Annotated in this window: 18 protein-coding genes; 10 read left to right on the top strand and 8 right to left on the bottom strand. The window is 56.0% G+C overall.

The features are described from left to right. The first annotated feature begins 296 nt into the window (after positions 1-296). The 4 genes from LG374_RS03220 to LG374_RS03205 all read left to right on the top strand — a co-directional run bounded on the left by LG374_RS03220 (position 297) and on the right by LG374_RS03205 (position 10,410). A complete protein-coding gene (locus tag LG374_RS03220) occupies positions 297-4,112 on the top strand; it encodes a right-handed parallel beta-helix repeat-containing protein (protein ID WP_225756363.1) in 3,816 nt (1,271 codons plus the stop codon). Between the two features lie 268 nt (positions 4,113-4,380). Beyond that, positions 4,381-9,321, top strand: a complete 4,941-nt coding sequence (locus LG374_RS03215) for a right-handed parallel beta-helix repeat-containing protein (RefSeq protein WP_225756362.1) — start codon at positions 4,381-4,383, stop codon at positions 9,319-9,321. A 256-nt stretch (positions 9,322-9,577) separates the two neighbouring features. Then, positions 9,578-9,886, top strand: coding sequence for an IS630 transposase-related protein (locus LG374_RS03210; protein ID WP_225756274.1), 309 nt, complete (start codon positions 9,578-9,580; stop codon positions 9,884-9,886). Then, positions 9,880-10,410: an IS630 family transposase gene (locus tag LG374_RS03205; RefSeq protein WP_370639325.1), complete on the top strand. Its 531-nt coding sequence runs from the start codon at positions 9,880-9,882 to the stop codon at positions 10,408-10,410. The genes LG374_RS03210 and LG374_RS03205 overlap by 7 nt, the downstream gene beginning before the upstream one ends. Here the strand turns inward: LG374_RS03205 and LG374_RS03200 are convergent. The 8 genes from LG374_RS03200 to LG374_RS03165 all read right to left on the bottom strand — a co-directional run bounded on the left by LG374_RS03200 (position 10,384) and on the right by LG374_RS03165 (position 16,306). Beyond that, positions 10,384-10,830: a hypothetical protein gene (locus tag LG374_RS03200; protein WP_225756361.1), complete on the bottom strand. Its 447-nt coding sequence runs from the start codon at positions 10,828-10,830 to the stop codon at positions 10,384-10,386. The two genes, LG374_RS03205 and LG374_RS03200, sit on opposite strands and share 27 nt — an antisense overlap. Positions 10,831-10,855: 25 nt before the next feature. Further along, positions 10,856-11,458, bottom strand: a complete 603-nt coding sequence (locus tag LG374_RS03195; protein WP_225756360.1) for a hypothetical protein — start codon at positions 11,456-11,458, stop codon at positions 10,856-10,858. Between the two features lie 225 nt (positions 11,459-11,683). Continuing rightward, positions 11,684-12,247, bottom strand: a complete 564-nt coding sequence (locus tag LG374_RS03190) for a hypothetical protein (protein WP_225756359.1) — start codon at positions 12,245-12,247, stop codon at positions 11,684-11,686. A gap of 171 nt (positions 12,248-12,418) precedes the next feature. Continuing rightward, positions 12,419-13,036 (bottom strand): hypothetical protein, encoded by a 618-nt coding sequence (locus LG374_RS03185; RefSeq protein WP_225756358.1) that lies wholly within the window; start codon positions 13,034-13,036, stop codon positions 12,419-12,421. Continuing rightward, positions 13,029-13,859: a hypothetical protein gene (locus tag LG374_RS03180; protein WP_225756357.1), complete on the bottom strand. Its 831-nt coding sequence runs from the start codon at positions 13,857-13,859 to the stop codon at positions 13,029-13,031. The genes LG374_RS03185 and LG374_RS03180 overlap by 8 nt, the downstream gene beginning before the upstream one ends. A gap of 92 nt (positions 13,860-13,951) precedes the next feature. Continuing rightward, on the bottom strand, positions 13,952-15,247 hold the full coding sequence (locus LG374_RS03175) for an NCS2 family permease (RefSeq protein WP_225756356.1): 1,296 nt from the start codon (positions 15,245-15,247) through the stop codon (positions 13,952-13,954). A gap of 85 nt (positions 15,248-15,332) precedes the next feature. Beyond that, entirely contained in the window at positions 15,333-15,818 is a 486-nt protein-coding gene (locus LG374_RS03170; protein WP_225756355.1) for a SoxR reducing system RseC family protein, read from the bottom strand. Beyond that, on the bottom strand, positions 15,815-16,306 hold the full coding sequence (locus tag LG374_RS03165) for a metal-dependent hydrolase (protein ID WP_225756354.1): 492 nt from the start codon (positions 16,304-16,306) through the stop codon (positions 15,815-15,817). Before LG374_RS03165 ends, LG374_RS03170 begins: the two co-directional genes overlap by 4 nt. 81 nt (positions 16,307-16,387) lie before the next feature. Here LG374_RS03165 and LG374_RS03160 point away from each other — a divergent pair, with 81 nt between their 5' ends. The 6 genes from LG374_RS03160 (at position 16,388) to LG374_RS03135 (ending at position 25,901) form a co-directional block, all read left to right on the top strand. Then, positions 16,388-16,768 carry an ABC transporter gene (locus LG374_RS03160; RefSeq protein ID WP_225756353.1) on the top strand — a complete coding sequence of 127 codons (381 nt, stop codon included), beginning with the start codon at positions 16,388-16,390 and terminating at the stop codon, positions 16,766-16,768. A gap of 69 nt (positions 16,769-16,837) precedes the next feature. Further along, complete coding sequence (rpsU, locus tag LG374_RS03155) at positions 16,838-17,053, top strand: 30S ribosomal protein S21 (RefSeq protein WP_006985443.1); 216 nt, start codon at positions 16,838-16,840, stop codon at positions 17,051-17,053. Between the two features lie 15 nt (positions 17,054-17,068). After that, positions 17,069-17,518, top strand: a complete 450-nt coding sequence (locus LG374_RS03150) for a GatB/YqeY domain-containing protein (protein ID WP_225756352.1) — start codon at positions 17,069-17,071, stop codon at positions 17,516-17,518. Positions 17,519-17,543: 25 nt separating this feature from the next. Then, entirely contained in the window at positions 17,544-19,247 is a 1,704-nt protein-coding gene (gene dnaG / locus LG374_RS03145; protein ID WP_225756351.1) for a DNA primase, read from the top strand. A gap of 29 nt (positions 19,248-19,276) precedes the next feature. Continuing rightward, positions 19,277-21,145 carry an RNA polymerase sigma factor RpoD gene (gene rpoD, locus LG374_RS03140; RefSeq protein ID WP_225756350.1) on the top strand — a complete coding sequence of 623 codons (1,869 nt, stop codon included), beginning with the start codon at positions 19,277-19,279 and terminating at the stop codon, positions 21,143-21,145. A gap of 571 nt (positions 21,146-21,716) precedes the next feature. Beyond that, a complete protein-coding gene (locus LG374_RS03135) occupies positions 21,717-25,901 on the top strand; it encodes a translocation/assembly module TamB domain-containing protein (protein ID WP_225756349.1) in 4,185 nt (1,394 codons plus the stop codon). The last annotated feature ends 436 nt before the right edge of the window (positions 25,902-26,337 follow it).

The raw sequence follows: 26,337 nt of genomic DNA, 5'->3' as shown, positions 1-26,337 counted from the left end.
AAGCCGGACTTTTTAGTTTGCGCAGACCTGATGCCACGAGCCCAGTGTTTATCCCGCTTGGCGGCTGCCCAGGAACCCAGGTTTTATCCCGCTTGGCGGCAGCCCAAGAACCCAGCATTTATCCCGCTTGGCGGTCGTCCGCAAACCCAGTGTTTACCCCGCTTGGCGCCGGACAAATAAACACGCTTTTCCGCCAATTCTTCACCCACTTCATGGCACAATGCCGCCGCCACACGACCGGTTGATTCTGTCGCAGAAAAAACCGGGAGAACAATCATTGAATCAGGAAACCCAACATGGCTCACATTACCCTTGCTTTGAAGACCCCCACCGGCGACACCCTTGCCACCCACGCGCTGGATACCACCGGCGCGCCGCAGCACATAGCGGCAATGAATGGGGCGTACTACCAGTTCACGGATGCCGTAAGCGGCTTGGCACCGGAAGGATTGATCACCAAGCGTCAGGGTGATGACCTTTACATTACTTTCGATGACGGCACCGACCTGATCATTGACCACTACTTCAGCCAGGGGCAGGGTGCGCTGGTCGGACAGCAGGCGAACGGCGGGCTGCGCAACTATCCCGTTGCCGCCCTTGGTGAACACGAACTGGCGGCGGAAGTCGCAGCAGCGCCAGCCGCTTCCGCGCCTGATACGGCGGGCAAGGCCGGACTGGCTGTCCTCGGCGGGCTTGCCCTGGTTGGTGGTGGTATTGCCATTGCCGCACGTGACCACGATAAAGATCATCACGATGATAACGTTGCACCACAGCCGCAACCCGAACCACAGCCAGGCTCAAATCCGCAGGCCAATCACGCGGGCAAAATCGCCATCAGCGGCGAGATGAAAGTCGGGCAAACCCTCGCCGCACAAGTCAGCGACGGTGACGGCACACCGGATAACGTGCAATACCAATGGCTGCGCGACGGCGAGCCCATCAGCGGGGAAACCGGCGCGACCTACCGTCTCTCCAGCGACGATGCCGGGCACAAAATCAGCGTGCACGCCGAATACACCGACGCCAAGGGCACGGCAGAAAAACCGACAAGCACGGCGCTGGATGTGGAAAACATCACCCAAACCCCGGTGGCCAATCACGAAGGCACGGTCAGCATCACCGGCGGAGACAAAGTCGGCAGCACACTCACCGCTAATATCAGCGACGCCGACGGTGTGCCGGATACCGGTGTCACCTACCAATGGCTACGTGACGGACAGGCCATCGACCAGGCCAACGGCAAGACTTACATCCTCACGCCTGACGACGCTGACCATCAAATCAGCGTGCAGGCAGCGTACAAAGACAAGGCCGGACATGATGAAGATCAGACCAGCGATATACGGGACATTCCCGCATCACCGTCATCCGGCCCGTATAGCGAATATGCGGTGAAAGCAGCGGCCAACACTGTGGTTAACGTCAAGAATCCCGCTTTCGGCGCCAAAGGTGACGGCAAAACGGATGACACCGCCGCCATCCAGAAAGCCATTGACGCCGTCGCCGCCAAAGGTGGCGGTATCGTCGATATCCCAAGCGGGACCTATCTGCTTGATGCCATGCGGCATGAAACCTCATCCTTCGAAACCAGCGGCCTCGTCATGAAGAGCAATGTCACCCTGCGCATGACGAGCACAACCCTGCTCAAAGCGATGCCCAACGACTCCCAATTCGCCGCCATCATCACCATCAAGGACGCCAACAACGTCCACCTCATCGGCGGCACCATCGAAGGCGACCGCAGCACCCATACCGGAGAATACGGAGAATGGGCTCACGGTGTGAGCATCCTCAATTCCACCAATGTGACGGTGAAAAACGTGACCGCCAAAGAATGCTGGGGTGACGGCTTCTACGTCGGCAAACGCGCCAGCAGCAACATCAACAACGAAAACATCATCTTTGAGCAGGTACGCGCCGAGCATAACCGCCGTCAGGGGATGTCCATCACCCACGGCAAGCGTATCAAAGTCCTCAACTCCGTCTTCAAAGACTCCGATGGCACTGATCCGCGTGCCGGTATCGACATTGAGCCGAACAAAAACGAACAAGTCAGCGACGTGGAATTGCGCGGCAACACCTTCACCGGCAACCGCTACGGCCTCGTCGCCTCGAACCATATGCATGGCGGCAGCACCTCGGTGAAAAACATCATCTTTGAAAACAACACCGTTGCGGACAACCACGTCGGCATCCTCTACGTCGGCGTCGAAGGCGGCACCATCCGCCACAACACCGTCCATCAGAAGCACGATATGCCCGGCAAGTACCCCTACCACCACCAGTACGGCATCGAACTGCGCAATGGCGCTGTCCATTCAGTGTCCGGCATCACGGTGAAGGACAACGACCTTTACGGTGGCAACATCATCGACCGCCACACCAAAGGCAACACCATCACCAACAACCACTTCAAATCCGCCGTGTACCTCCACGGCACCGCCCAGCCGGGCAAAATCCTCACTGCCGAAGTCTATGACGGCGACTACGGCGAACTGTACCGCCACGTAAGCGTCAAAGTGCCGTCCAGATTCATCAGCAGCTACCGCTGGTACGCCGACGGTGTGGAAATCAAGGGCGCGCACGAATCCACCTACAAACTGACGGAGGCGGAAAGAGGCAAAGCCATCACCGTCAAAGTCACCTTCACCGATGCTGCCGGGCACAGTGAAAGCGCCACCAGCGCCGCCACCATGAAGGTCGGCTACAAAAATCACGCGCCGACCAATATCACCCTCTCGCCCCGCGTCATCTACGGCAACGAAGATCAGGCTGAAGTTGGCGTCCTCAAAGCCATTGATCCTGATCATAAAGACCGCTTCACCTACACCGTGAGTGATAACCGCTTTGAAATCAACGGCGACATGCTGCGTCTGAAAAAGGGCCAACGCATTGACTATAACAAAGTGAACTCTTTTAACCTCACCGTCACCGCGACTGACCAAATGGGAGCGAGCTATAAAAAAACCTTCACTGTTTACGTGCGTGCACCGAGGAGTATGCCCGGCTTCGACTACTACGACCTTACCCTCTCCGCCAACAAACTGATGGAAAACAAAGCAGGCGCAACCGTCGGCAGAATCAACCTGCGCGATCGCAGCATCGGCAAGACACACACCTACTCTGTGAGCGACAAACGCTTCGAAATTGTGAACGGCGTCCTCAAACTCAAAGCCGGGCATAAAATCGATTATGCCCTGGAAAAAACCATCGCTATCGCCATTACTGCCAGCAATAGCGGTGGTATGACCATGCGCAAAACCTTCACCCTGCACGTTCAGGACGATCCAAACTACCCGGCGAAGGTGCATAGGGCCAAGTACGTCCCGCCTGAGCCCGTCATCATGCGTAGCGAGGACAAAGAGGACGGCATCCAGAAGGCGAAGACCGTGGAGAATGACGAACGCGCCCACGACAGCGGGCAATACCAAGGGCAACGCGACGGTCACGACATAGACAGCGCGGAAAGCGACAGCTATCAGCTCACCGCCGATGACGCCGGACAACACATTAACGCCAACATAGCCGATACGAACAGCGCTGCATCCAGCGAAACCGTGGACAGCGCTCACAACCAGGTGGACACAAACGACGCTCCGCTCACCCTGGGTGATGAAGAAGCCCCCATCCACATCAGCGCGAACCTCAAAGACGCCGCGCAAGCCGAACTGGCGGACAAGAGCAGCGCCGACATCCTTGAATACCTCGGCGAACACGGCGGTGACGCCTTCACCTTTGACGCGGGTGAGACCCTGCACACCCTCACCGGTACAGAGGGCAACGACATCCTCGTCGCCGCCAGCGGTGCGGACATCCTCACAGGCGGTAACGGCGCAGACCAGTTCGTCTTCATCACCAACCCGCTAAAAGACGGGAGCAATCCGGCGCTGAACCAAATCCTCGATCTAGAGACCGGAGAAGACAGCATCCGCCTCGTTGCAGGCAAAGATGAAACCATCAGCGACCTGCAATACGACGCCGACAGCCACCTTCTCAGCTACACCCTGCACGATAGCGCCAATCACCGCTACCACAACAGCATCACCGTGCATGCGCACGATGGTCACAAGCTGACGCAGGAAGAAGTGCTGGGGGTAGTAAGCATCCTGTAAATACCGCCAAGTAGCGCAAGGCGGGCTTCGGCCTGCCGTCGCAAAAAAACTCCCCCGCTGGGGGAGTTTTTTTGCCTGACGATCTCCAAAAATCCTATGTTTATCCCGCTTGGCGAGGTCAGTATTTACGCCGCTTGGTACCAAACGGAAAAGCACATTTTTCACCTAAAAACATGACGTTGTGGCACAATATTACAATCACATTACCATTTGCCCATTGGCATTAAAAATGCTCTAACCATACAGAAAAATCACCAGGAAACCTGACATGGCCCGCATCACCCTGACCCTAAAAAACCCCGCCGGCGACACCCTTGCTACCCACGCGCTGGATACCAGCGGAGCGCCGCAGCATATTGAGGCCATGCACGGCGCTTACTACCAGTTTACGGACGCCGCGAGCGGGAACGGGCCAGAGCAGCTGATCACCGAGCGCAAGGGGGATGACCTCTACATCGCCTTTGATGACGGCACCGACCTGATCATTGACCACTACTTCAGCCAGGGACAGGGCGCGCTGGTTGGCACCCAGGCAAACGGCGGGCTGCACAATTACCCCGTCGCCGTCCTTAGCGAACACGAACTCGCAGCAGAAGTTGCGACAGCACAAGCGTTTGCGCCGAACACGGTGGATAAGGCCGGACTGGCTGCCCTCGGTGGACTCGCCCTGGTGGGCGGCGGCATTGCCATTGCTGCGCATAACCACGACAAACACCATCACGACAACAACGTAGCACCGCAGCCGCAACCCGAACCACAACCCAACCCGAATCCGCAGCCGAACCCGCAGCCGATTCCGGATCCACAGCCGAACCCGCAGCCGATTCCGGATCCACAGCCAAACCCGCAGCCGATTCCGGATCCACAGCCGAACCCGCAGCCGATTCCGGATCCACAGCCAAACCCGCAGCCGATTCCGGATCCACAACCGAACCCGAACCCACAACCGAACCCGAATCCACAGCCGCAACCGAATCACGAAGGAAAAATCAGCATCAGCGGCGAAGCGAAAGTCGGACAAACGCTGACCGCAGCCGTTAACGATGACGACGGCGTTCCCAATAACGTGCAATACCAATGGCTGCGTGACGGCCAGCCGATCAGCGGACAAACAGGCAGCAGCTACACGCTCACCAAAGACGATGCCGGACACAAAATCACCGTGCGCGCCACCTACAAAGACAACGCCGGACACAACGAAAACCCGCTGAGCGAGGCCACCGCTACCGTCGCCGATACCCTGGCACCAAATCCACCACCACAACCCAACCACGAAGGCAAAATCAGCATCAGTGGTGAAGCAAAAGTCGGACAAACCCTGACCGCTGCCGTTAGCGATGAGGACGGCGTCCCCGCTAACGTGCAATACCAATGGCTACGCGACGGCCAGCCCATCAGCGGACAAACAGGCAGCACCTACACCCTCACCCGCGACGACGCGGGACACAAAATCAGCGTGCGCGCCACCTACAAAGACAACGACGGACATGACGAAAACCCGCTGAGTGAGGCCACCGCTACCGTCGCTGATACTCCTACTCCAAATCCGCCGCCGCAGCCGAACCACGAAGGCAAAATCAGCATCAGTGGCGAGGCCAAAGTCGGACAAACACTGACCGCTGCCGTTAGCGATGACGACGGCGTGCCCAATAACGTGCAATACCAATGGCTGCGCGATGGCCAACCGATCGCCCAAGTCAACGGCAAGACCTACACCCTGACCCCGGACGACGCCGGACACAAAATCACCGTGCGTGCGGTCTATAAAGACAACGCCGGACACAATGAAACCCCGCTGAGCGAGGCCACCGCTACCGTTACCGATACCCCGGCACCAAATCCGCCGCCCCAGCCGAACCACGAAGGCACGGTGAACATCACGGGCGAGGGCAAAGTCGGCAGCGAACTGACGGCGACCATTACCGACGCCGATGGCGTGCCGGATACGGGCGTCACCTACCAATGGCAGCGCGACGGTCAGCCGATCGCCCAGGCCAACGGCAAGACCTACACCCTGACCCCGGACGATGCCGGGCACAAAATCAGCGTCAGAGCCAGCTACAAAGACAACGCCGGACACAACGAAAACCCGCTAAGCGAGGCCACCGCTACCGTCGCTGATACCCCTGCACCGAATCCACCACCACAACCCAACCACGATGGCAAAATCAGCATCAGCGGTGAGGCGAAAGTCGGGCAAACGCTGACCGCTGCCGTTAGCGACGACGACGGCGTCCCCGCTAACGTGCAATACCAATGGCTGCGTGACGGCCAGCCGATTAGCGGACAAACAGGGGCAACCTACCAGCTCACCCGCGCCGACGCGGGACACAACATCAGCGTCAAAGCCAGCTACAAAGACAACGCCGGACACGATGAAAACCCGTTGAGCGAGGTCACCGCTACTGTTACCGATACCCCTGCACCAAATCCGCCGCCGCAACCCAACCACGCAGGCAAAATCAGCATCAGCGGTGAGGCGAAAGTCGGACAAACACTGACCGCTGCCGTTAACGATGACGACGGCATCCCCAACAACGTGCAATACCAGTGGCTGCGTGACGGCCAGCCGATCAGCGGACAAACAGGCGCAACCTACCAGCTCACCCGCGACGACGTGGGACACAACATCAGCGTCAAAGCCAGCTACAAAGACAACGCCGGACACGATGAAGCCCCGACCAGCACGCCGACAGCTTCGATCACCGATAACCCGCAGCCGAACCATCCGGGCAAAGTCAGCATCACGGGCGAGGCGCGCGTCGGCAACACTCTGACGGCGACCATTGAGGACAGCGACGGTTTCACCGCTGATAACGTACAGTACCAATGGCAGCGGGACGGCGTCGCCATCAAAGACGCCAGCGGCAAAACCTATACCCTCACCGCCGCCGATCTCGGTCACACCATCACCGTCAAAGCCAGCTACACCGACCACGGCGGCCATGCGGAAGCGCCGGAAAACCACAGCGACACCGTGCAATACGGCATCCACCAGCACGCGACCTACGGCAAATACATTGATGCGGGCGAATTCGGCGTTGACCCGACAGGCGCGACCGACAGCACCGCCGCGCTCAAAGCCGCGCTGAGCGCCGCGCAAAAAGAAGGGGCAGCGCTCTATCTTGGCAAAGGCACCCTGAAAATCAGCGAACAACTCGCCATTGACGCCGCGCACGACAAAGTCACCGGTATCTTCGGCGACGGCATGGGCAAAACCACCGTCACCTACAACTGGCAACAAAAAGGCAAAGACTTCAACTGGAATACCAACCTCGACGACGTGCGCAGCGAGGCGGGCATTCTCGTGGACGGCCAGAGCGGCAAAACGCTGGCCCATTTCAGCCTGCGCTACGAACACCAAAGCGGGCGCGACTTCTACCGCCCCGCCGACAGCTACTTCGGCAAAGTGAACGGCATCCTCGTCAACGACGCCAGCCGCACCAAAATCGACAGCGTCGAAGTCAGTGGCGCCAACCGCGCCGGCATCCACTTCACCTCAACCAAAGCCGTCGCCGAAAACGCGCACGACCGCTTCGCGCGCGGCGAACTTGACGAACACAGCGCACCGGGCGGCAGCGACAACCAGGTCATCAACAGCCACCTGCACCACAACCGCGTCGCCGGCGTCCTCTTTGCCTATCAAAAAAACTTCACCGTCGCAGGGAACGAACTCGCCTACAACGGGCACGAAGCCGACGGCGGCACCGGCTACGGCGCGGCCAGCATGGCGGGCAGTTACAACATCGGCGTTACCTACCGGAACAACCACACTGACCACAACTACCGCAAAGGCCTCGACATCCACGACGGCGAACACATCCACATCGAAAACAACCGGAGCGACGGCGACCGCTTGAACGGCATCGCCGTCTATAACCGCCGCTTCAGCATGACCGACGTCACCATCCGCAACAACACCGTCAGCGCCGACCCCAACTTCCGCCTGGCCGAAGACGACGGCGATTACAGCGGCAAAGTCACCTACCACGGCTACACCGGCATCCAAATCCAGACCAACACCCAGTTCCGCAACCTCGGCAGCCAAAACGGCCAATACACCATCAGCGGCAACACCATCAAAAACCTCGCCGTCTATCAGGACAACATCCACACCTACGCCATCGAATACAGAAACCACGAACGCGACATGGATTACACCCTGAACATCACCAACAACCACATCAGCGGCGACAGCAGCAAATACCTCATCGGCATCATCAACGATACCGGACGACAAAGTGGCAAGGGCGCGGGCAGCGGCACCATCAACATCAGCGGTAACACCGCCGACATCGGCCGTATCGCCCCCGGCACCATGCCCATCTACATCCAGGAGAGCAACAGCGACGGCAAACTGCGCGGCGGCGTCACCATCGCCGACAACCGCATCACCATCCGCGATAGCAGCGACGGCGTCGCCGAAATCCTGCAAGTGCTGGGCAATGCCGAACACTACGACGTGCGCGACAACACCTTCAACATCCACGGCAACATCGACAAACCCATCATCGGCATCTACGGCTACGGCGACACGGCCAAACCCAGCCTCGCCGTTGCAGGAAACCACATCACCACCGACGACGGACAAAACATCCCCGCTAACTGGATCGAAAGCGGACAAAAAAACGGCGCAGATGCCGCCATCCACGCCCACAACAACACCCACAACGGCGCCGAACTCAACGACAGCCTCATCCCCGTCGGCAGCGGCGCGCGCGCGACCATCATCACCCCGAACATCAAAGACGCCGACTACGCCCAACTGATAGGCAAAAGCAGTGCGGACATCCTCGACACCCTCGGCGAACGCGGCGGCGACGCCTTCACCTTCGACACCGCCGAGACCCAGCACAACCTCATCGGCACCCTGGGCGATGACGTGCTGATAGCAGCAAGCGGCGCAGACCGCCTCGTGGGCAGAAAAGGCGCGGACCAATTCGTCTTCATCACCAACCCGCTGAAAAGCGCGGACAGCCCGGCGCTGAACCAAATCCTCGATCTCAACACCGGAGAAGACCGCATCCGCCTCGTCGCCGGCAAAGGCGAGACCATCAAAAACCTGCACTACAACGCGGACAAACACACCCTCGACTACGACCTCGACGACAGTGCGAACCACACCTACCACAACAGCATCACCCTGCGCGCCCACGACGGCCACGCCCTGACCCAAGAAGAAGTGCTGGGGGTAGTGAGCATCCTGTGAATGCGACCAAGCGGCGTAAATGCCGGGTTTGCAGGGTAGAGCAGGGCGGTCGTCAAGCGGGAAAGCCCATCCTCCGTAGTAACATGTATCCAGCCCAAAACGTATAAAAAATTCGGGGCTGTACTAGGGTCTGTTGACATTATTGCCTTGCGGTAATGCCAACAGACCCTAGTACAGCCCCATAAATATGTCGGCAACAGTTGAAACTCCTGCTACTATAGCTAAGATGCTTATTTTTTCATACAAGAGAATGATTATGGCCTACTCTCCCGACTTTCGTAAAAAAGTCCTGGAAACATTAAGTCGTGGATTATCGGTTCGAACTACTGCTGCACTATTTGGGATCCATTTCACGACCATTCAAAATTGGAAGAAACATCCTGAAAAAGCCAAAACACCACAAAAACGACCACCGAAAAAGATCCGCACAGAAGAACTCCTGGCTGATATTGAGATGTATCCAACAGATTATCTAAGCGAACGTGCCAAACGATTCAAATGCACACCCGCTGCTATCAGAAAGGCTATGCTACGCAATAAATTTAGTAAAAAAAGACGATACTGAAACACCCCAAGGCTTGTCCGATTAAACGGAATTGGTTCCAACGTTTTCAGACCTGCTTCCGTAAGCGCAAACTACCTTTGGTATATATTGACGAGAGTGGCTTCCGCAAAGACTGGATCAGGCGATATGGTTATTCACTTAGAGGACAGCGTTGTTACGCTGAGCATGATTGGCATGGTAAAAATCAAGTTAATGCTATAGGTGCGGTATATGAGAACAAGCTATTTGCTGTTGGCTTGTTCGAGCATAGCATTAATACTGATATTTTTAAGGCGTGGGTGGAGCAAACCTTGTTACCTGAACTGCCAAAAAACAGTGTAGTTGTGATGGATAATGCAGCTTTTCATAAAAGCAGCGAGATAGCTGATTTATTAAAGAAGAATGGGCATAGGATATTATGGCTTCCACCTTATAGCCCTAACTTAAACCCAATCGAGCATAAATGGGCATGGATTAAATCTATTCGCAATAAACTTCGATTAAATAATATTGACCTATTATTTAATATATGTGTGAATAATTAAGTACATTAGCCATATCAAGAGCGCAGGTGACGCAAAAGCCGCACCTACTGCGCCCAAGACTGTTCCCATAACAGTTGTTACATTAGCAGCCGTAACATTAGTCAAGTCTCCACCAGTAACTTGATTCCTTACTACCACCGTAACTGCTAACCATCCAGCATATTTATTTAAGGCTTCTGTATCTAATTTTTCCATCGAAACACCAGATATAAGAACATTGCTTACATCAGTTCCTAGTTTGCTTGGTTTAGCAAAATCAGTCACAGACTGTACCGTTTGCACGGTTCCCAGTACTTTATCTTCAGTACCTTCATTAATAAGCCCGAAGCTTTGTCCAGCTGCCAGACCATTATTAACACCGGATAGAAAAGCTCCCTGTTTGGTATCGGGTCTGAGGAAAAAGGTGAATGTAGTAGCCATGTCTTAATCTCCATAAAATCTAAAATCAAGTAACCTTGTTATACACTTGAGATTGTAGATAAATCACTAAAAAAAATAACAAGAATATCTTAAACCATAAATATCTCTCCATTGGCCCAAAATGTTTAATTAGATAAGTAATTCTATCAGGAGATAGAATTGCTTCTTCATTGCGATAGTTAAGCATAGATTTAACTATGCAATAATTATTACTTATAATCAAAATATTATTAATTCTATTTCTTCTAGAATAATCTTTCTTTTCATTTAGTGATGCGCTTCTAAGTCTAGGACATGGTTTAATTTCACAGATACACCAATACAATTTATTATTTATATTTATTTGCATCCAGGTTGAGTAGTAAGTCATGCTTTTTTCTTTAAAACTCTTAAAAGAGAATCCTGTACGCCTAGCCACATAGACATCATCACCATTTTCTACTGATAATGGACGCTCTTCGATAGTTTTTACTTTGATGGGGATCCAAACACCAAACCAAAGAAATATTGAAATTATAAAAATAAGAATATTAACCCAGCGAGGAGAATGTCCTGGTTGAGGATTCCAATAATAGTAGTCAATATGGCTTGCTATTTTCTGGAAAATGCTTGAAGAGGCATTGTTCATTATAGTCCTCAAATTTGTATGATTTTTCTTGTCTGTGCGAGCAATAAATTACCTACATTATACTACTTAGGCTTTACAAAGTTGCTAGGCTATTATTGAACCATAGGAAAAAGAGTATTGTCTGTTATCGGATATAAGGAAAAGGGTTAATATAACCATATTTAATCTCCATAAAAATCTAAAATCAAGCAACCTTTTTATACACTTGAGATTGTAGATAAATCATCAAAAAAATAACAAGAATATCTTAAACCATAAATATTTCTCCATTGGTCCAAAATGTTTAATTAGATAATTAATCCTGTCAGAAGATAAAGATTCTCTCTTATTTTGATAATCAAACATGGATTTTACTATGCAATATCTTTTATTTATGATCAATATATTATCAATTTTATTTCTTTGAAAACGGTCTTCTTTTTGCGCTAGTTTTGATGCACTCCTAATTCTAGGGCATGATTCAAGTTCGCAAATACACCAATATAATTTATTATTGATATTAATTTGCATCCAAGTCGAGTATAATATTATGCTTTTATGTTTAAAGGTTTCAAATGAGAAACCTGTTCGTCTAGCTACATAGGCATCATCACCATTTTCTACTGATAATGGACGTTCTTCGATAGTTTTTACTTTGATAGGAGCCCAAATGCCAAACCAAAGAAATATTGAAATTATAAAAATAAGAATATTAACCCAGCGAGGAGAATGTCCTGGTTGAGGACTCCAATAGTAGTAGTCAATATGATCTGCTATTTTCCGGAAGATATTTGAGGTGGTGCTATTCATTGCAAATTCTCAATTCTTATATCTTTTTATCTGCGTGGGCAATAAGTTGTATTCATCCTGCGCATGTTTTATAAAAAGAACGGGGTAATTGATATCCGTTACTGTTGCACCGGGATTGCGTGCCAGAATAGGGAAAACACTCATAAATAACCCTTGATTTGAAAATACAGATTATTGGATCTCTTCTGTTTTTCTGCTATAAACATGACGTATATAGAAAAACATAAAGGTAAACCATAATGACATTTGCCAGACTATCTGCCAATAAAAGACAAAAAATTTAAGACTAATCTTTATAGCTTTCGGCGATAATGAAAAAACACCTTCTATCTTGCCAGTAAGTGGATGTTTTTGAATTCGCTTTGTAACTAGACAATGCTTATTATTAATTATAATAACCTCGGAGATATTGCCCCGGTTTATTATCTCTCTTTGATCACGAGCAAATAGTCCTCTCCTCGTAAGAGGACAAAAGTTCGAATCACATATACACCAGTATTTTTTATCATTAATTTTAAATCTGACCCATTCCGAGTATTGCATACCATGCGAAGTCGCGCCAAATCCGGTGCGTTCTATGATATAGACTTCATCACCATTATCCGGCGATAGTGGCATGACTTCAGCAGTTTTTACATTAATGGGCGTCCAGGCAACTAGCCACAAGAAGAGCGAGATGGTGAATATCAGAACGTTCAACCAGCGCGGTGGATAACCGGGCGGCGGGTTCCAATAGTAGTAGTCAATATGTTCTGCAATTTTTTGCCAGATATTGGGCGCATTATTCATGTTGGTATTTCCTGAATTTGCCACGGGCGGTGAAATGGTACTTTTCTCGCCTATCGTCGAGACTGCTTGGGAGAATATCAATGGCGAGGTCAGTGGTATTTTCGTTTCCGTAAAGAAGGGCATCGTCCCTGCTGCTGATGCGTTTGTCCCGGCTGCTGCTTTCCGGCAGGGTATCTGGGGATTTGTCGCCCGTACGTTCTCCGCCAGGCAGAAATGTGGGGGTAGCTGCCGTGTCATGCACGGTGTTTTCTTCATTGGCAAAGATGTCATCGTCTGTATCTGCCCATGCCTCGATGGGGTAATGCGTGCTGACGATGCCAAGCTTCGTCGCAAAATGGTCGTGGGGCAGGTCGCAGGTGCGGTTTTCTTTGGCATTTTCGACGCGGCAGAGATAGCGGATGTTGATAGGGCTACGGCGGGTGTCGTCTGCGCGAGTGATGTTTTGTGTGCGCCGTAGTGTGGCGATGATGTCAGCGGCATTTTCTTCCGCCGGGAAGCGGTTATCCGGTTCCGGGAGTTGGGTATCGCTGCATTCTGTGGTGTTGAGGCGGATGGTTTGCCATATGTGGCGCGGGGCATCGCGGTAGCGTGACTTGGCCGCGATGAATGGCTGCGGCAAGGTGCTATGCACCGGTGTCAGCGAGTGGTGCAGGATGTTGGGGATGATGTCTTGCAGGTCGTCATTTGAGTTGCGGATGGTGCGCACGCTGTAGTGGATATCGTGCGCGGTATTGGTGGTGTGGGCGATTCTCAGGTGACCGCCTGCCAAGAGCGGGATGTCGTAAGCGGTAGGTTGGGTGAGGGTGACGAGTTCCTGTTCCATGTGTCTTCCTTATAAATGGCTCTTGGCAGGCGGGATGATAGTGCCGCCGGACGAAAAAAATGGCGGGCTGTGCCCGCCATTTTTGCTCAGGTTCAGCCGTGTACCCAGATGAGGCGGAAGAGCAGGATAGCGGCGAGAGTGAGGACACCGATGTTGAGTTCGCGGTAACGGCCGCAGACGAGTTTGATGATGGCGTAGCTAATGAAGCCGAGGGTGATGCCGTCGGCGATGGAGTAGGTCAGCGGGATGGTGAGGAAGGTGATGGCGACGGGCGCAGCTTCGGTGAGGTCGTGCCAGTCAATTTCGCCCACGGTGTACATCATCAGTACGGAGACGTAGAGGATGGCGCCGGCGGTGGCGTAGCCCGGTACCATTTGTGCGAGCGGCGAGAGGAAGGTGGCAAGGAGGAAGAGGATACCGACGACGACCGCCATTAATCCGGTACGGCCACCGACGGCGACGCCGGAAGCGCTTTCGATGAAGCTGGTGGTGTTGGAGGTGCCGAGGACAGCGCCGATGACGGTCGCGCTGCTATCGGCCAGCAGCGCTTTTTTCAGGTTCGGGATTTTGCCGTCACGGACAAGGCCGCCGCGTTCTGTCACGCCAATGAGGGTGCCAGCGGTATCGAAGAGGTCCACGAAGAAGAAGGCAAAGATGATGCTGTACATGGCGGGATCCAGCGCGCTACGGAAGTCCATCTGCATGAAGGTCGGCGCCAGCGAAGGCGGGGTGGCAATAAGGCTTGGCGGCAGGGGCTGGTTGTGAAAGAGGACACCGAGGGCGGAGACAATCAGGATGGCGAGCATGACGCTGCCCGGTACGCGGTAATGGATGAAGGCGATAATCAGCAGGAGGCAGAGCGCGGTCATGAGCGGTGCGAAGCTGATGATGCTGCCCATTTTGACGAGGACGCCGTCAGCATCCACGATGATGCCCGCACTTTGCAGGGCGATGAAGGCGAGGAACCCGCCGATGCCCGCTGCAATGGCTTTTTTCAATGCATTGGGGATGGCGTTGATGAGCCATTCGCGGATGCGGAACAGGCTGATGAGGATGAAGAGGACGCCGGAGAGGAAAACGCAGGCCAGCGCCGTCTGCCAGCTATGGCCAAGTTGCAGGACGACGGTGTAGGTGAAGAAGGCGTTGAGCCCCATGCCCGGCGCGAGAGCAACCGGCAGGTTGGCGAGAAAGCCCATGATGAAGCAGCCGATAGCGGCAGCGAGACAGGTGGCGACGAAGACAGCGCCGTGATCCATGCCGGCTTTGGCGAGGACGTTGGGGTTGACGAAGATGATGTAGGCCATCGTCAGAAAGGTGGTAATGCCGGCGATGGTTTCGGTGCGGGCGGTAGTGTCGTGTGCTTTGAGCTGGAAGATTTTGTCGAGCATGGGGGTTCCGGTTGTGTGTTTGGAGACGCGGCGCGTGGGCGCGTAGTTATCCCGCTTGGCGGAGTTGCCACGAGGGGGCGCTATTTTATCGCTGCCGCCCGCGCAGGGTGGGGCTTTCGTGTGCGGCGTCGTAACGGCAGGGGCGGGCGCTGCCACTGGTGCGTTCGAGGCGCAGGCAACGGGCGATAATGCGGTGGCGCAGTGGGCGGGTAAGGATGGGGGTGACGAGGACGGCGGTAATGGCTGCGAGCAGCTGCTGGCTTTCGTGCCAGGTCTGTGTGCAGGCAAGTGTCACGAGAAAGACAAGCAATGGCAAGCCGTAGGTGAGCGCGGCGCTGAGGTTGAGACCGGCGGAGCTGAGGTGCAGTTCGGCGGTGTCGCCGCTGCGCCAGGCGGCAGTGTTTGCCAGGGTGATAGCTTGGCCCCGGGCAAAGCCGCGAAACCACGGAAGTCCGCCGCAGCCATTGCCTTCGGCGCAGCGTTTGCATTCGCGGATGTCATTCACGGGGACGATTTGTACGGTGGAGGCGTCAGCGGCGAGAATGCGGACGCGGATGATGTTATCGGTCATAAACGGCGGGTACGGTTGTAAAGGATGCCTGCCCACAGCCACAGGCCGAGTTCGAGCAGGAAGGTCCAGTGCAGGATGAAGTTCAGCCACCACGGCTGGAAGCGTGCGGTGACGGTGAAAAGTGAGTAAGCGCTGTCGTGCCACGGCAGCAGCCAGTAGATGTCGCCGACGATGCTATCCAGGCAGATATGGACGCAGCCGTTCACGGCGGTAAGCAGCAGGATAGCGGCAGCGGTATTACGGCGATAATGGTGGTAACAGATGGTAATAAGGAGCAAGGTTAGCCAGAGTACGGGCCAGTGTGTCGGGTAGCGGTGGTGGTGCACGTGGCCGTGGTCGATGAAATAGAACCAGAGCATATCTACGTCGGGTAGCAGACCGCCGATGATGCCGATAAGCGACCATTGCCAGGCGGGCAGATGCGGCGGTTTGAGGCGGATAAGCAGACGGGCAGCGATGTAACCGGCAGGGGCGTGAGCGGTAAGCATAAGGAGGACAAGGCGGTCGAGACGCGGATTATAGTCGCTTGTGCCATAATGCGCCGCCTTGTGTTGGCGGAGGAAACAGCGATGTCGCGGCAGAAAAAAGGGTTTTACTTGACGCTGGCGTCGCTTGTGACGCTGATCGGGATTTATGCGGCGGCACTGCTGCTTTTCCGTACCACAAACGTATTGCAGATGTTCCTCGGCGTGTTGCTGACGTTACTGCCGCTCGTGTACTGGCTGCCGTTCGTCTGGCGGCGGCAGGGCAAAGCGTTCGCGGTCCTCGCCCTTTTTGCGCCGCTGCATCTCTTTTTTGGCGGGGTGATTTGGCTGTGGGGACAGCCGTGGTGGGGCGCGGCTATTTGCTTTTGCGCGATTTCTTTGCAAATCGGCACGATTATGCACAACTACGACGGCAGCCGCCGCAAGGCGCGTAAAGCCGCGCGCCGGGCGGGAAAAGTGCGTTGATTTTTAAGATGGTGACACTATAATGCGCGCCTTTCTTATGTAAATTTTTTCATCTAATCGAGGAAACTAATGCCAAGTGTAAAAGTACGCGACAATGAACCGTTCGACATCGCCCTGCGCCGTTTCAAACGTTCCGTAGAAAAAGCCGGAGTGCTTGCCGAAGTCCGCAGCCGTGAGTTCTACGAAAAACCGACCCAAGAACGTAAACGCAAGCTCGCCGCCGCCGTCAAACGCAACGCCCGTCGCCTGAGAAAAGAACGCGGTCGCTTCGAACGCCTCTACTAAGCGTACCCTAGCACGATGAGCATCCGGGAAAACGTCAATGCCGCTATCAAGACGGCGATGGTCAACAAGGACAAAGTTACCCTGCAAACGCTGCGCCTGATAAGCGCGGCGTTTAAGCAAATTGAAGTTGATCAGCGCGTTGAGATTACTGATGACATCGCCCTGCGCGAGTTGGTGCGTCAGGTCAAACAGCGCCAGGATGCAGCGAAACAATACCGTGATGCTGCCCGCCTTGATCTTGCTGAGCATGAAGAGGCGGAAATCGTCATCATCCAGCAATTCTTGCCGCAAGCACTCAGCGAAGACGAAGTGCGTGCCGAAGTGGACGCCGTGCTAACCGCGTCCGGATTGCCACGCACAATGGCGTCCATGAAACCGCTGATGGCGGAGCTTAAACCCAAACTGGAAGGTCGTGCAGATATGGCTTTTGTCAGCCAATACCTGCGCACATTATTACAATCCTGAGCCGGAGGCCGCCCGGCGGCTGCCGATGGCAAAACGCATCCCCAAACCCTTTATTGACGAACTGGCAGCGCGTACCGATTTACTTGCGCTGCTATCTACGCGGATTAACTTTACCCGCAAATCGGGCAGCAACCATTGGGCTTGCTGCCCGTTTCATCAAGAAAAGACACCCTCGTTCAGCGTCAACACCCAAAAAGGTTTCTATCACTGCTTTGGCTGTGGCGTCAGTGGCGATGCTATCCGTTTTCTGATGGATTACGACAACCTGCCCTTCCCCGAAGCAGTCGAACAACTTGCTGCCTTTAACGGGCTGGATGTGCCCTACGAAGATGATGGACGCCACTATGATGCGCAGGAAAAAGACCACTACGACCTCGGCCTGGAATGCCTCGCCGATGCGGCGGCGTTCTTTCACGAAGCCTTTTACAGCGATGTCGGCAAGGCTGCGCGTGATTACCTGCGCCAGCGACATCTGAAAAAACAGACGGTTGATGCCTTCATGCTCGGCTATGCTCCGGCCAACAATGCCCTCTTGACCTACCTTGGCAGCAAATACCCGCAGCAGCTGTTGCAGGATGTCGGCCTGATCGGCAAAAAAGATGACCACTATTACGACTGGTTCCGTGAGCGTGTCATCTTCCCCATCCACAACAGCAAAGGAAAAATCATCGCTTTCGGTGCCCGTGCAATGGGTGACGCCCAGCCGAAATACCTTAACTCACCGGAAACTACCTGGTTTAACAAACGTTTTGAACTCTATGGTCTGTATCAGGCGATGCAGGCACGTGAACGCACCTTGCTCGTCACCGAAGGCTATATGGACGTCATCAAACTGTGGCAGCACGGTGTCACTAATGCCGTCGCTGCCCTTGGCACTGCTATTGGTGACACTCACATCAGCCAGCTGAAAAAACGCGCTGACAAAACCTACTTTTCCTTCGACGGGGACACCGCTGGACAAAAGGCCGCGCGTAAAGCGCTGGAAGCCGTCTTCGCCCAGCACGACAAACAGCACGAATGGCGCTTCATGTTCATGCCGGCGGGCGAGGACCCCGATTCGCTGGTAGAAAGATCGGGTGTGCAGGCCTTCCGCCAGCTGATGGACGCCAGCCTGCCCGCTTCCACCTACCTGATGCAAGTGCTGGACGACGGCGCAGGTGTACAACGCAGCGCCGAAGCGCAGGCCGAACTGGCAGGCGAAGCGCAACGCTGGCTCAACCTGTTACCTGCTGGCGACTACCGCGAAATTCTGCGCGACCAGGTGAAGAAACGCTTTGACCTGCCGGTACTTACCCTTGGTAGCGCAGTCAACCACCCCGCTTACAGCGCACAGCGCGGTGCATCTGCCTACCACCCTACCCGCGAAACCGTCATCACCAAACCCAAAGACAAAGGCATCCGCCTGATGGCTCATCTGCTGCTGCAACCACAAAACGCCCTGCCGCTGCGCCGCTGGGAATACCCGCCGCAAGACGGCGAACTGCAACTCTTCTGGTTGCTGTGCTACGCCCTGCAAAGCGATGGCGCAAGCGAGGCGCGGGTCGCTACCTTCCTGCGCACACACGGTGTCTATGACAGCGTCACCTCCGCCGCGCAACTGCTTGGTCGTCTCAGCGGCGAACAGCAGCGTGACGAATTTGCCGCCATGCTGGCGAGCATTCGCGACAACCACGCCCGTCAGCAGACGCGCCTTGAAAAATTCACTGCCGCCCACATAAAACAGGGCTGATTTCTACTTCCACAACAACGGGATAAACCATGAGCGAATTTGAGCAAGAACAAGAACACGAAGAATATGACGTCCAGGACGAAGTCAAAGAACTGCTTGCCCGTGGACGCGAACAAGGCTTCCTGACCTACGAAGAAATCCACGAAGCCCTGCCGGAACACGCGCTCGAAGGCGATAAATACGACGAAATGATCGCGCTCATCGTTGAAATGGGCATTGACGTCGTCGAAAGCGCCCAGGAAGACGACAACGTTATCGCCAGTAACGACGAAGAAGAAGTTCCCAGCGCCGCCTCGCTCAACGAAGCCGAAATTGGCCGCACCACCGACCCGGTGCGTATGTACATGCGCGAAATGGGGGCCGTTGACCTGCTCACCCGCGAAGGCGAAATCGCTATTGCCAAGCGTATCGAGGCGGGGCTCAACACCGTGCAGCAAACCCTGGCCGAATTCCCGCTGGCGATCACAGCCCTGCTCGAAGAATTTGCCAAAACCGAAGCGGGTGAAAGCCGCCTGAGCGACCTCGTCAACGGCTACGGCGACCCCTATGCCGACAAAACCGAAGAAATCCTCGCCGCTGGTAGCGGCGACGAAGACAGCGAAGACGATAGCATCAGCGGCGGCAGCGATGACGACGAAGACGTGGATGACGACGGTAACCCGCCGGAAGAGGCTGCTGGCAACCAGGACACCCTCAACGAAGCGCGGGAAAAACTCGTCGAACTCACCGCCATGCACAAAAAACTCATGACTGCGCTCAGCAAGGGCAAATCCCTGGACGACAAAAAAAACCAGAAACTGCACGGCGAAATCAAAGAACACATCGCGGCCTTCTCCTTCCCGCAAAAAACCATCGACCTGATGGAAGCGCAGCTCAACATCCCGAACGAAGAAATCCGTGCCGTCGAACGCCGCTTGATGCGCCTCATCATCGAACGCGCTGGCATGCCACGTAAAACCTTCGTGCAAGAATTCCCGGGCAACGAAACCAATCCCGACTGGATCGTCGCGCAAAGCAAACAACGGCGTAAATACGCGGAAAAACTCAAACCGCTTATCACCGAAATCCAGGTCGAACAAGAAAAATACCTCGACATCGAAAAGCGCTACCGCATGAGCATCGTCCAGCTCAAAGACATCCACAAGCGTCTCTCCATCGGCAAAGCGCAAGCCAAGCGCGCCAAAGAAGAAATGGTTGAAGCGAACCTGCGCCTCGTCATCTCCATTGCGAAAAAATACACCAATCGCGGCCTGCAATTCCTCGACCTCATCCAGGAAGGCAACATCGGCCTGATGAAAGCGGTGGACAAATTCGAATACCGGCGCGGCTTCAAATTCTCGACTTATGCCACCTGGTGGATCCGTCAGGCCATCACCCGTTCCATTGCTGACCAAGCACGCACCATCCGTATTCCGGTACACATGATAGAAACTATCAACAAACTGAACCGCATTTCGCGTACCTTGGTGCAAAAAAACGGCCGCGACCCCACCCCGGAAGAACTGGCCGAAGCGATGGACATGCCGGAAGAAAAAATCCGCAAAGTGCTGAAAATCGCCAAAGAGCCGATCTCGATGGAAACCCCGATTGGCGACGACGAAGACTCGCATCTTGGCGACTTCATCGAAGACTCGAACGTCATGTCGCCGCTCGAAGCCGCAACCACGCGCGGTCTGAGTGAGGCGACCAACGAAGTGCTGGCTTCGCTTACCCCGCGCGAAGAACGCGTACTGCGTATGCGCTTCGGCATTGATATGAACACCGATCACACTCTGGAAGAAGTCGGTCGCCAGTTTGATGTTACCCGCGAACGCATCCGACAGATCGAAGCCAAAGCACTGCGCAAACTGCGCCACCCGAACCGCTCGGAACTGCTGAAAAGCTTCCTTAACGACTAACCCGAATCCCCGCTCCAGCGGGGATTTTTATTGCCGTGCGTGTGGCGGCAGAAGCTCTGCCAAGCGGAATCAACTCTGGCTTTACGCGCAGTGAACAACGGTTAGACACAGAGCACCACGACAAAGCTATCCCGAAGAACAAAAATTCATGCGGCTTGACGAACCCTAAACCACCCGGCGACGACTTCGTTTCTCCATGCCCCCTGCCGATATTCGTGCCAAACGCGTGTGCTGCTGCCAAACTCGGCGGTAAAGCTGGCTGATCGACGACACTGCCTGGCTGCATACCTCCATTTTGGCGACCAAGAGGTAATGGACAAAATTAATGAGGAGAAACCTTCAAAGATAAATAGCCACGGCATATGTCGTTTTAGCCAGCAGTAGGCGTCGCACAGCTTCGGTTTTTAACTCCCGGAATCCCCGCAGCCTTTCTCCATTACCCCGAATTCCATTACCCCGAAAAAATCTGATTATATTGGTATGCCCCGCCTGCCGGTATTGACCTGCACGAAGCCTGATAGACTATTCCCCATCTCCAGCCCATACATAACCCACACGAACCCAGCCTCCCATGACCACCCCGACCACTGCCGACCAAGCCCCCGTCCCCGCCCCGCGCCGCCCCCGCCGTTGGCGCCGCCTTGTCAAGCGCATCCTACTGACCCTCATCACCCTCCTCCTGCTTATACTTGCGCTCGCCTACTGGCTGCTGGGTACCGCCAGCGGTTACCGCCAACTGCCCAAACTCATCAATCGTCTCACCCCCTACACCCTCACCTACGACCAGCTTGACGGCGCCCTGCTCGGCAGCCAGCACTGGCAGAACCTGCACCTCAGCGGCGGCGGCCTCGACATCCACGCCGCCGACCTGCACCTCGACCTGCGCGCGGGCGAACTGCTGCACGGCGACATTCACCTGGCAGAAGTCGCCCTGAGCGACGCCACCATCACCCTGCCGTCTGGCAGCGACGCCCCCAAACCCGCCAGCACCGGCGAACCCGCGACCATCCCCACGCAACTGCCTGCCATAGACCTGCCCGTTGACCTCAATATCGGCCAACTTCGCCTCGCCAACATCACCCTGAAGCAACAACAAAAACCCATCCTGCACATCGAAAACGCTGACCTCGCCGCTGCCTACCACGACAGCACCCTCACCACACGCGGCAACGCCCATACCGACAAAGGCAGCTTCAACCTTGACGCCAGCCTCACCACCCGCGACGACTACCCGCTCACCCTCAAACTCAGCGGTGACACCCCGCTCACCACCCCGCCGCAAACCCTCACCCTCGACTGGCAACAAAGCCTGCTCAAGCCCCGCCTCAGCTTCGCCCTTGGCGGCATGGCGAGCGGCGGCATCGACCTCGACGCCAACATAGACCTCGCCGGGCGCCAACTACAAGGCACCCTCGCCTGGCACAACCTCGCTTACGAAGAACACCGTAGCCACGGCAGCCTCGACCTCAACGGCGCCTTTGATACCCTCAGCGCCACCCTCGACGCCGACTACAGCCACCCCGACAGCCCACCAGCCCACCTCACCCTCAACACCGACATCCACGGCGCTGCCCTGAAAAACACCCGCCTCAACCTCGCCGCCCTCGGTGGCCGCGTCGAATACAGCGGCGACGCCGACTTCAGCGGCAGCCCCGCCTGGAACGGCACCCTCACCATCCGCGACATCGACAGCAAAAAATACAACACCGCCCTCGACCTGCAACTCGACGGCGACATCCGCACCCACGGCGGCGACGGCCACGCCGCCCTCACCATCGAAAGCCTCAAAGGCCGCTGGCAGAACCACCCCGTCAGCGGCAGCGGCAGTCTAGCCTACGACGGCAACACCCTCACCGCGCGCGACCTGCAACTCGCCCTCGCCGGCAACAGCGTCCGTGCCAACGGCAGCGCCGCACCGGAGCGCGCCGACCTCGACCTCAACCTCACCGTGCCTGCCCTCGAACGACTCGTCCCCATCGTGGCTGGCGACATCCAGGCGCGCGTCCACCTCGGCGGCAACCTGCTCGCCCCGACCATCAACGGCGACCTCAACTGGCGCAACCTCACCGTTGGCGACAAACAAAACCCCATCACCTACTCAAAACAAGGCAGCGCCCACGCCGAAGGCCCGTTTAACCGCCTCGCTGTAACCGTGAACGGCGACGCACGCGGCAGACACTACCCGCCACTCACCCTCAAAGGCACCGCCACCCTCGACCCGCTGCACCGCGTCGAAAACATCGACTTCGACATCCGCAGCCTGCAAGGAAAAATCCACCTCACCGGCAGCAGCGACTACCTGCCGCACGTCGCCTGGGACGCCCGCGCCACCGCCGAAAACCTGCACCCCGGCGACTGGCCACTGCTCAAAACACTGCAAAACAGCAGCCTGAGCGCCGAACTTGCGAGCAAAGGCGGCTACCGTGACGACAAAACCACCCTCACCGCCAGCATCAACAAACTGCGCGGCAACTGGCGCAAACAGCCGCTCAGTGGCAACGCCGCCATCAAACTGGATGGGGCAAACCTCGACCTGGACACCCTCGACCTGCGCCTCGGCGACAACCACCTCACCGCCAGCGGCAAACTGCACGGCAGCGACCTCGATCTCAACTACACCGCCGACGGCAAACAACTCGCCGCCCTCTACCCCGGCCTTGGCGGCAACCTGCGCGGCAAAGGCAAACTCAGCGGCAAACTCACGAACCCCGCTATCCAAAGCCAACTCAGCGGACAAAACCTCGCCTGGGGCGCGCACAAAATCGCCAGCCTGCAAGCCGATATCAACACCGCGCACCAAAAAAACGGCGCCTACCACAACCGCATCCAGCTCGGCGGCGTACAAACGGGCGGCCAGCGCTGGCAGAACATCCAGCTCACCACCGACGGCACCTACCAAAACCACCGCCTCAACCTCACGACCACCGGCGGCGAAGCCAACCTCAAACTCGCCATGCAGGGCGGCTTCAGCGCCGCCGACCAATGGCGCGGCGACCTCAACACCCTCGAACTCGCCGCCTACGACAACACCCTGCGCCTGCAACACCGCGCCGCCCTGCAACTCGGCGCGAAAAACCTCGCCGTGCGCGACCTCTGCCTCGCCGACCAATACAGCAGCCTCTGCCTCGACCTCAAACACGACAAACAAACCGAACTCGCCTATCGCATCCGCGAAATCAACCCGAAAAGCCTCGGCAAACACCTGCCGGCCAGCGTCTCGCTCAACACCGCCCTCACCGGCAACGGCAACCTCACCCGCAGCGCCAGTGGCCAAATCCGGGGCGATGCCGACCTGCAACTCAAACCCGGCAACATCACCATCCGCGCCAAAGGCCAGCCGCCGCTCAACCTGACGCTCAAAACCGCGCGCCTTGCCACCCGCTTCACCGACAAACAGGCCGAGAGCACCCTCACCATCGACATGGGCGACAACGGCCACATCAACGGCCACGCCCGCATCAGCGACTACCACCGGCAAAACCTGAGCGGCGACATCAGCCTCAACCTGCCCGACATCGGCAAATACCGCAACTTCATCCCCAAAGCGAGCGAACTCAAAGGCCGCATCAACGGCACCCTCAACCTCGGCGGCACCATCAGAGCCCCGGTCGCGAGCGGCAGCCTGCAACTCGAAGGCGGCAGCCTGAAAATCCCCGAATACGCCACCGAACTCAACAACATCCGCCTCAAACTCAGCGCCGCGCGCAGCGGACAAATCGACATCAACGGCAACATCGGCACCCCGGATGGCAACCTCGACACCACAGGCACCCTCAACCTCGCCCCCACCCGCCTCGACCTGCGCCTGAACGGGCGCAACATGCTGATTGCGAACAGCAAAAAAATGCAAATCACCATCAGCCCGGACTTCAAAATCCGCATCGACCCCACAGACGGCATCGACGTACAAGGCAAAATCCACGTCCCCAAAGCTAACATCTCCATCCCCGACACCAGCGGCGGCGTGGACATCTCCAAAGACGTGGTCGTCCTTGGCGAAGGCGAAAGCAAAGAAGAAGCCGCAAAAAAGCGCCTGGCGGCACCGCCCCCCGTGCCCTTCAAAGCTGACATCGCCGTTACCCTGGGGGACAAGGTTTACTTCAAAAACAAAGACGTGAACATCCGCCTCAAAGGCGGCATCACCATCATTGAGCGCCCGAAACGCCCGCTCACCGCCAAAGGCACCATCGAAGTCGCGAGCGGTATCTACCAACTCTACGGCCAGGAACTCGACATCAAACATGGCCGCGCCACTTACAGCGGCGGCAGCATCGCCAACCCCACCATCGACGTCCTCGCCCTGCGCAACATCGACAACAAAGACATCAAAGTCGGTGCCTCCGTGACCGGCCCCGCAGACCGCCTGCGCCTCAAACTCACCTCCACCCCGAAAATGCCGGACTCCGCCATCCTTTCCTACCTCCTCTTCGGCAAATCACCGGACGGCACCATGGACAACGAAGCACTGCTGCAAACCGCTGCCAGCCTGTCGCTGGGCGGCGTCCTGCCCGGCGGCGACATCGGCAAACAAACCGGACTGGACGTATTCGACCTCGGCGTCAGCGGCCTCAAAGCGGGCAAATACCTCACCTCGGACATCTACGTCGGTATGAAAAGCAACTTCTTCACCGGCGTGACCGAATTCATCGCCCGCTACCAAATCAACAAACGCTTCAGCGTGGAAGCGAGCGCCGGCGCGGGCGGCAAAAGCGGCGGTAACGCCATCGACTTCCTCTACGAATTCGAAAAAGACTGAGCTGGTCGCCAAGCGGGATAAACGCTGGGTTTGCGGGCGGCTGCCAAGCGGAATAAAACCTGGGTTTGTGAGTGGCCGCCAAGCGGGATAACCACGGGCTTCTTGTTTTTTGAGACGTTGCAGGCAACGTCTCTACGTTTTCCTTTCTGCGTAGCGTCATCGTGCTAGTGGAAACCGCCAAGCGGGATAAATGCTGGTTTTGTATTCCCCCCTTCCGGCCTGCGGCCACCTTCCCGGGTACCCATGAAAAAAAATGCGAGCATTTTTTTCATGGGAGCCCCGTCCCCCGCAAGCGGGGGAAGGGATTCTTTCCGTACAAGGTTCGGGATTTTGCGCGCGCCAAGCGGGATAAAACCTGGGTTCGTGGGAAGGGTAGGGCGCCAAGCGGGATAAACCCTGGATTCTGGGCAGTCGCCAAGCGGGGAGTTGCGGGGTT

Origin of the sequence: Cardiobacterium sp. Marseille-Q4385 (genome assembly GCF_916618745.1) — a bacterium.
In the GTDB taxonomy this organism is placed as follows: domain Bacteria; phylum Pseudomonadota; class Gammaproteobacteria; order Cardiobacteriales; family Cardiobacteriaceae; genus Cardiobacterium.
This window is presented reverse-complemented; position numbering and strand designations above follow the sequence as displayed.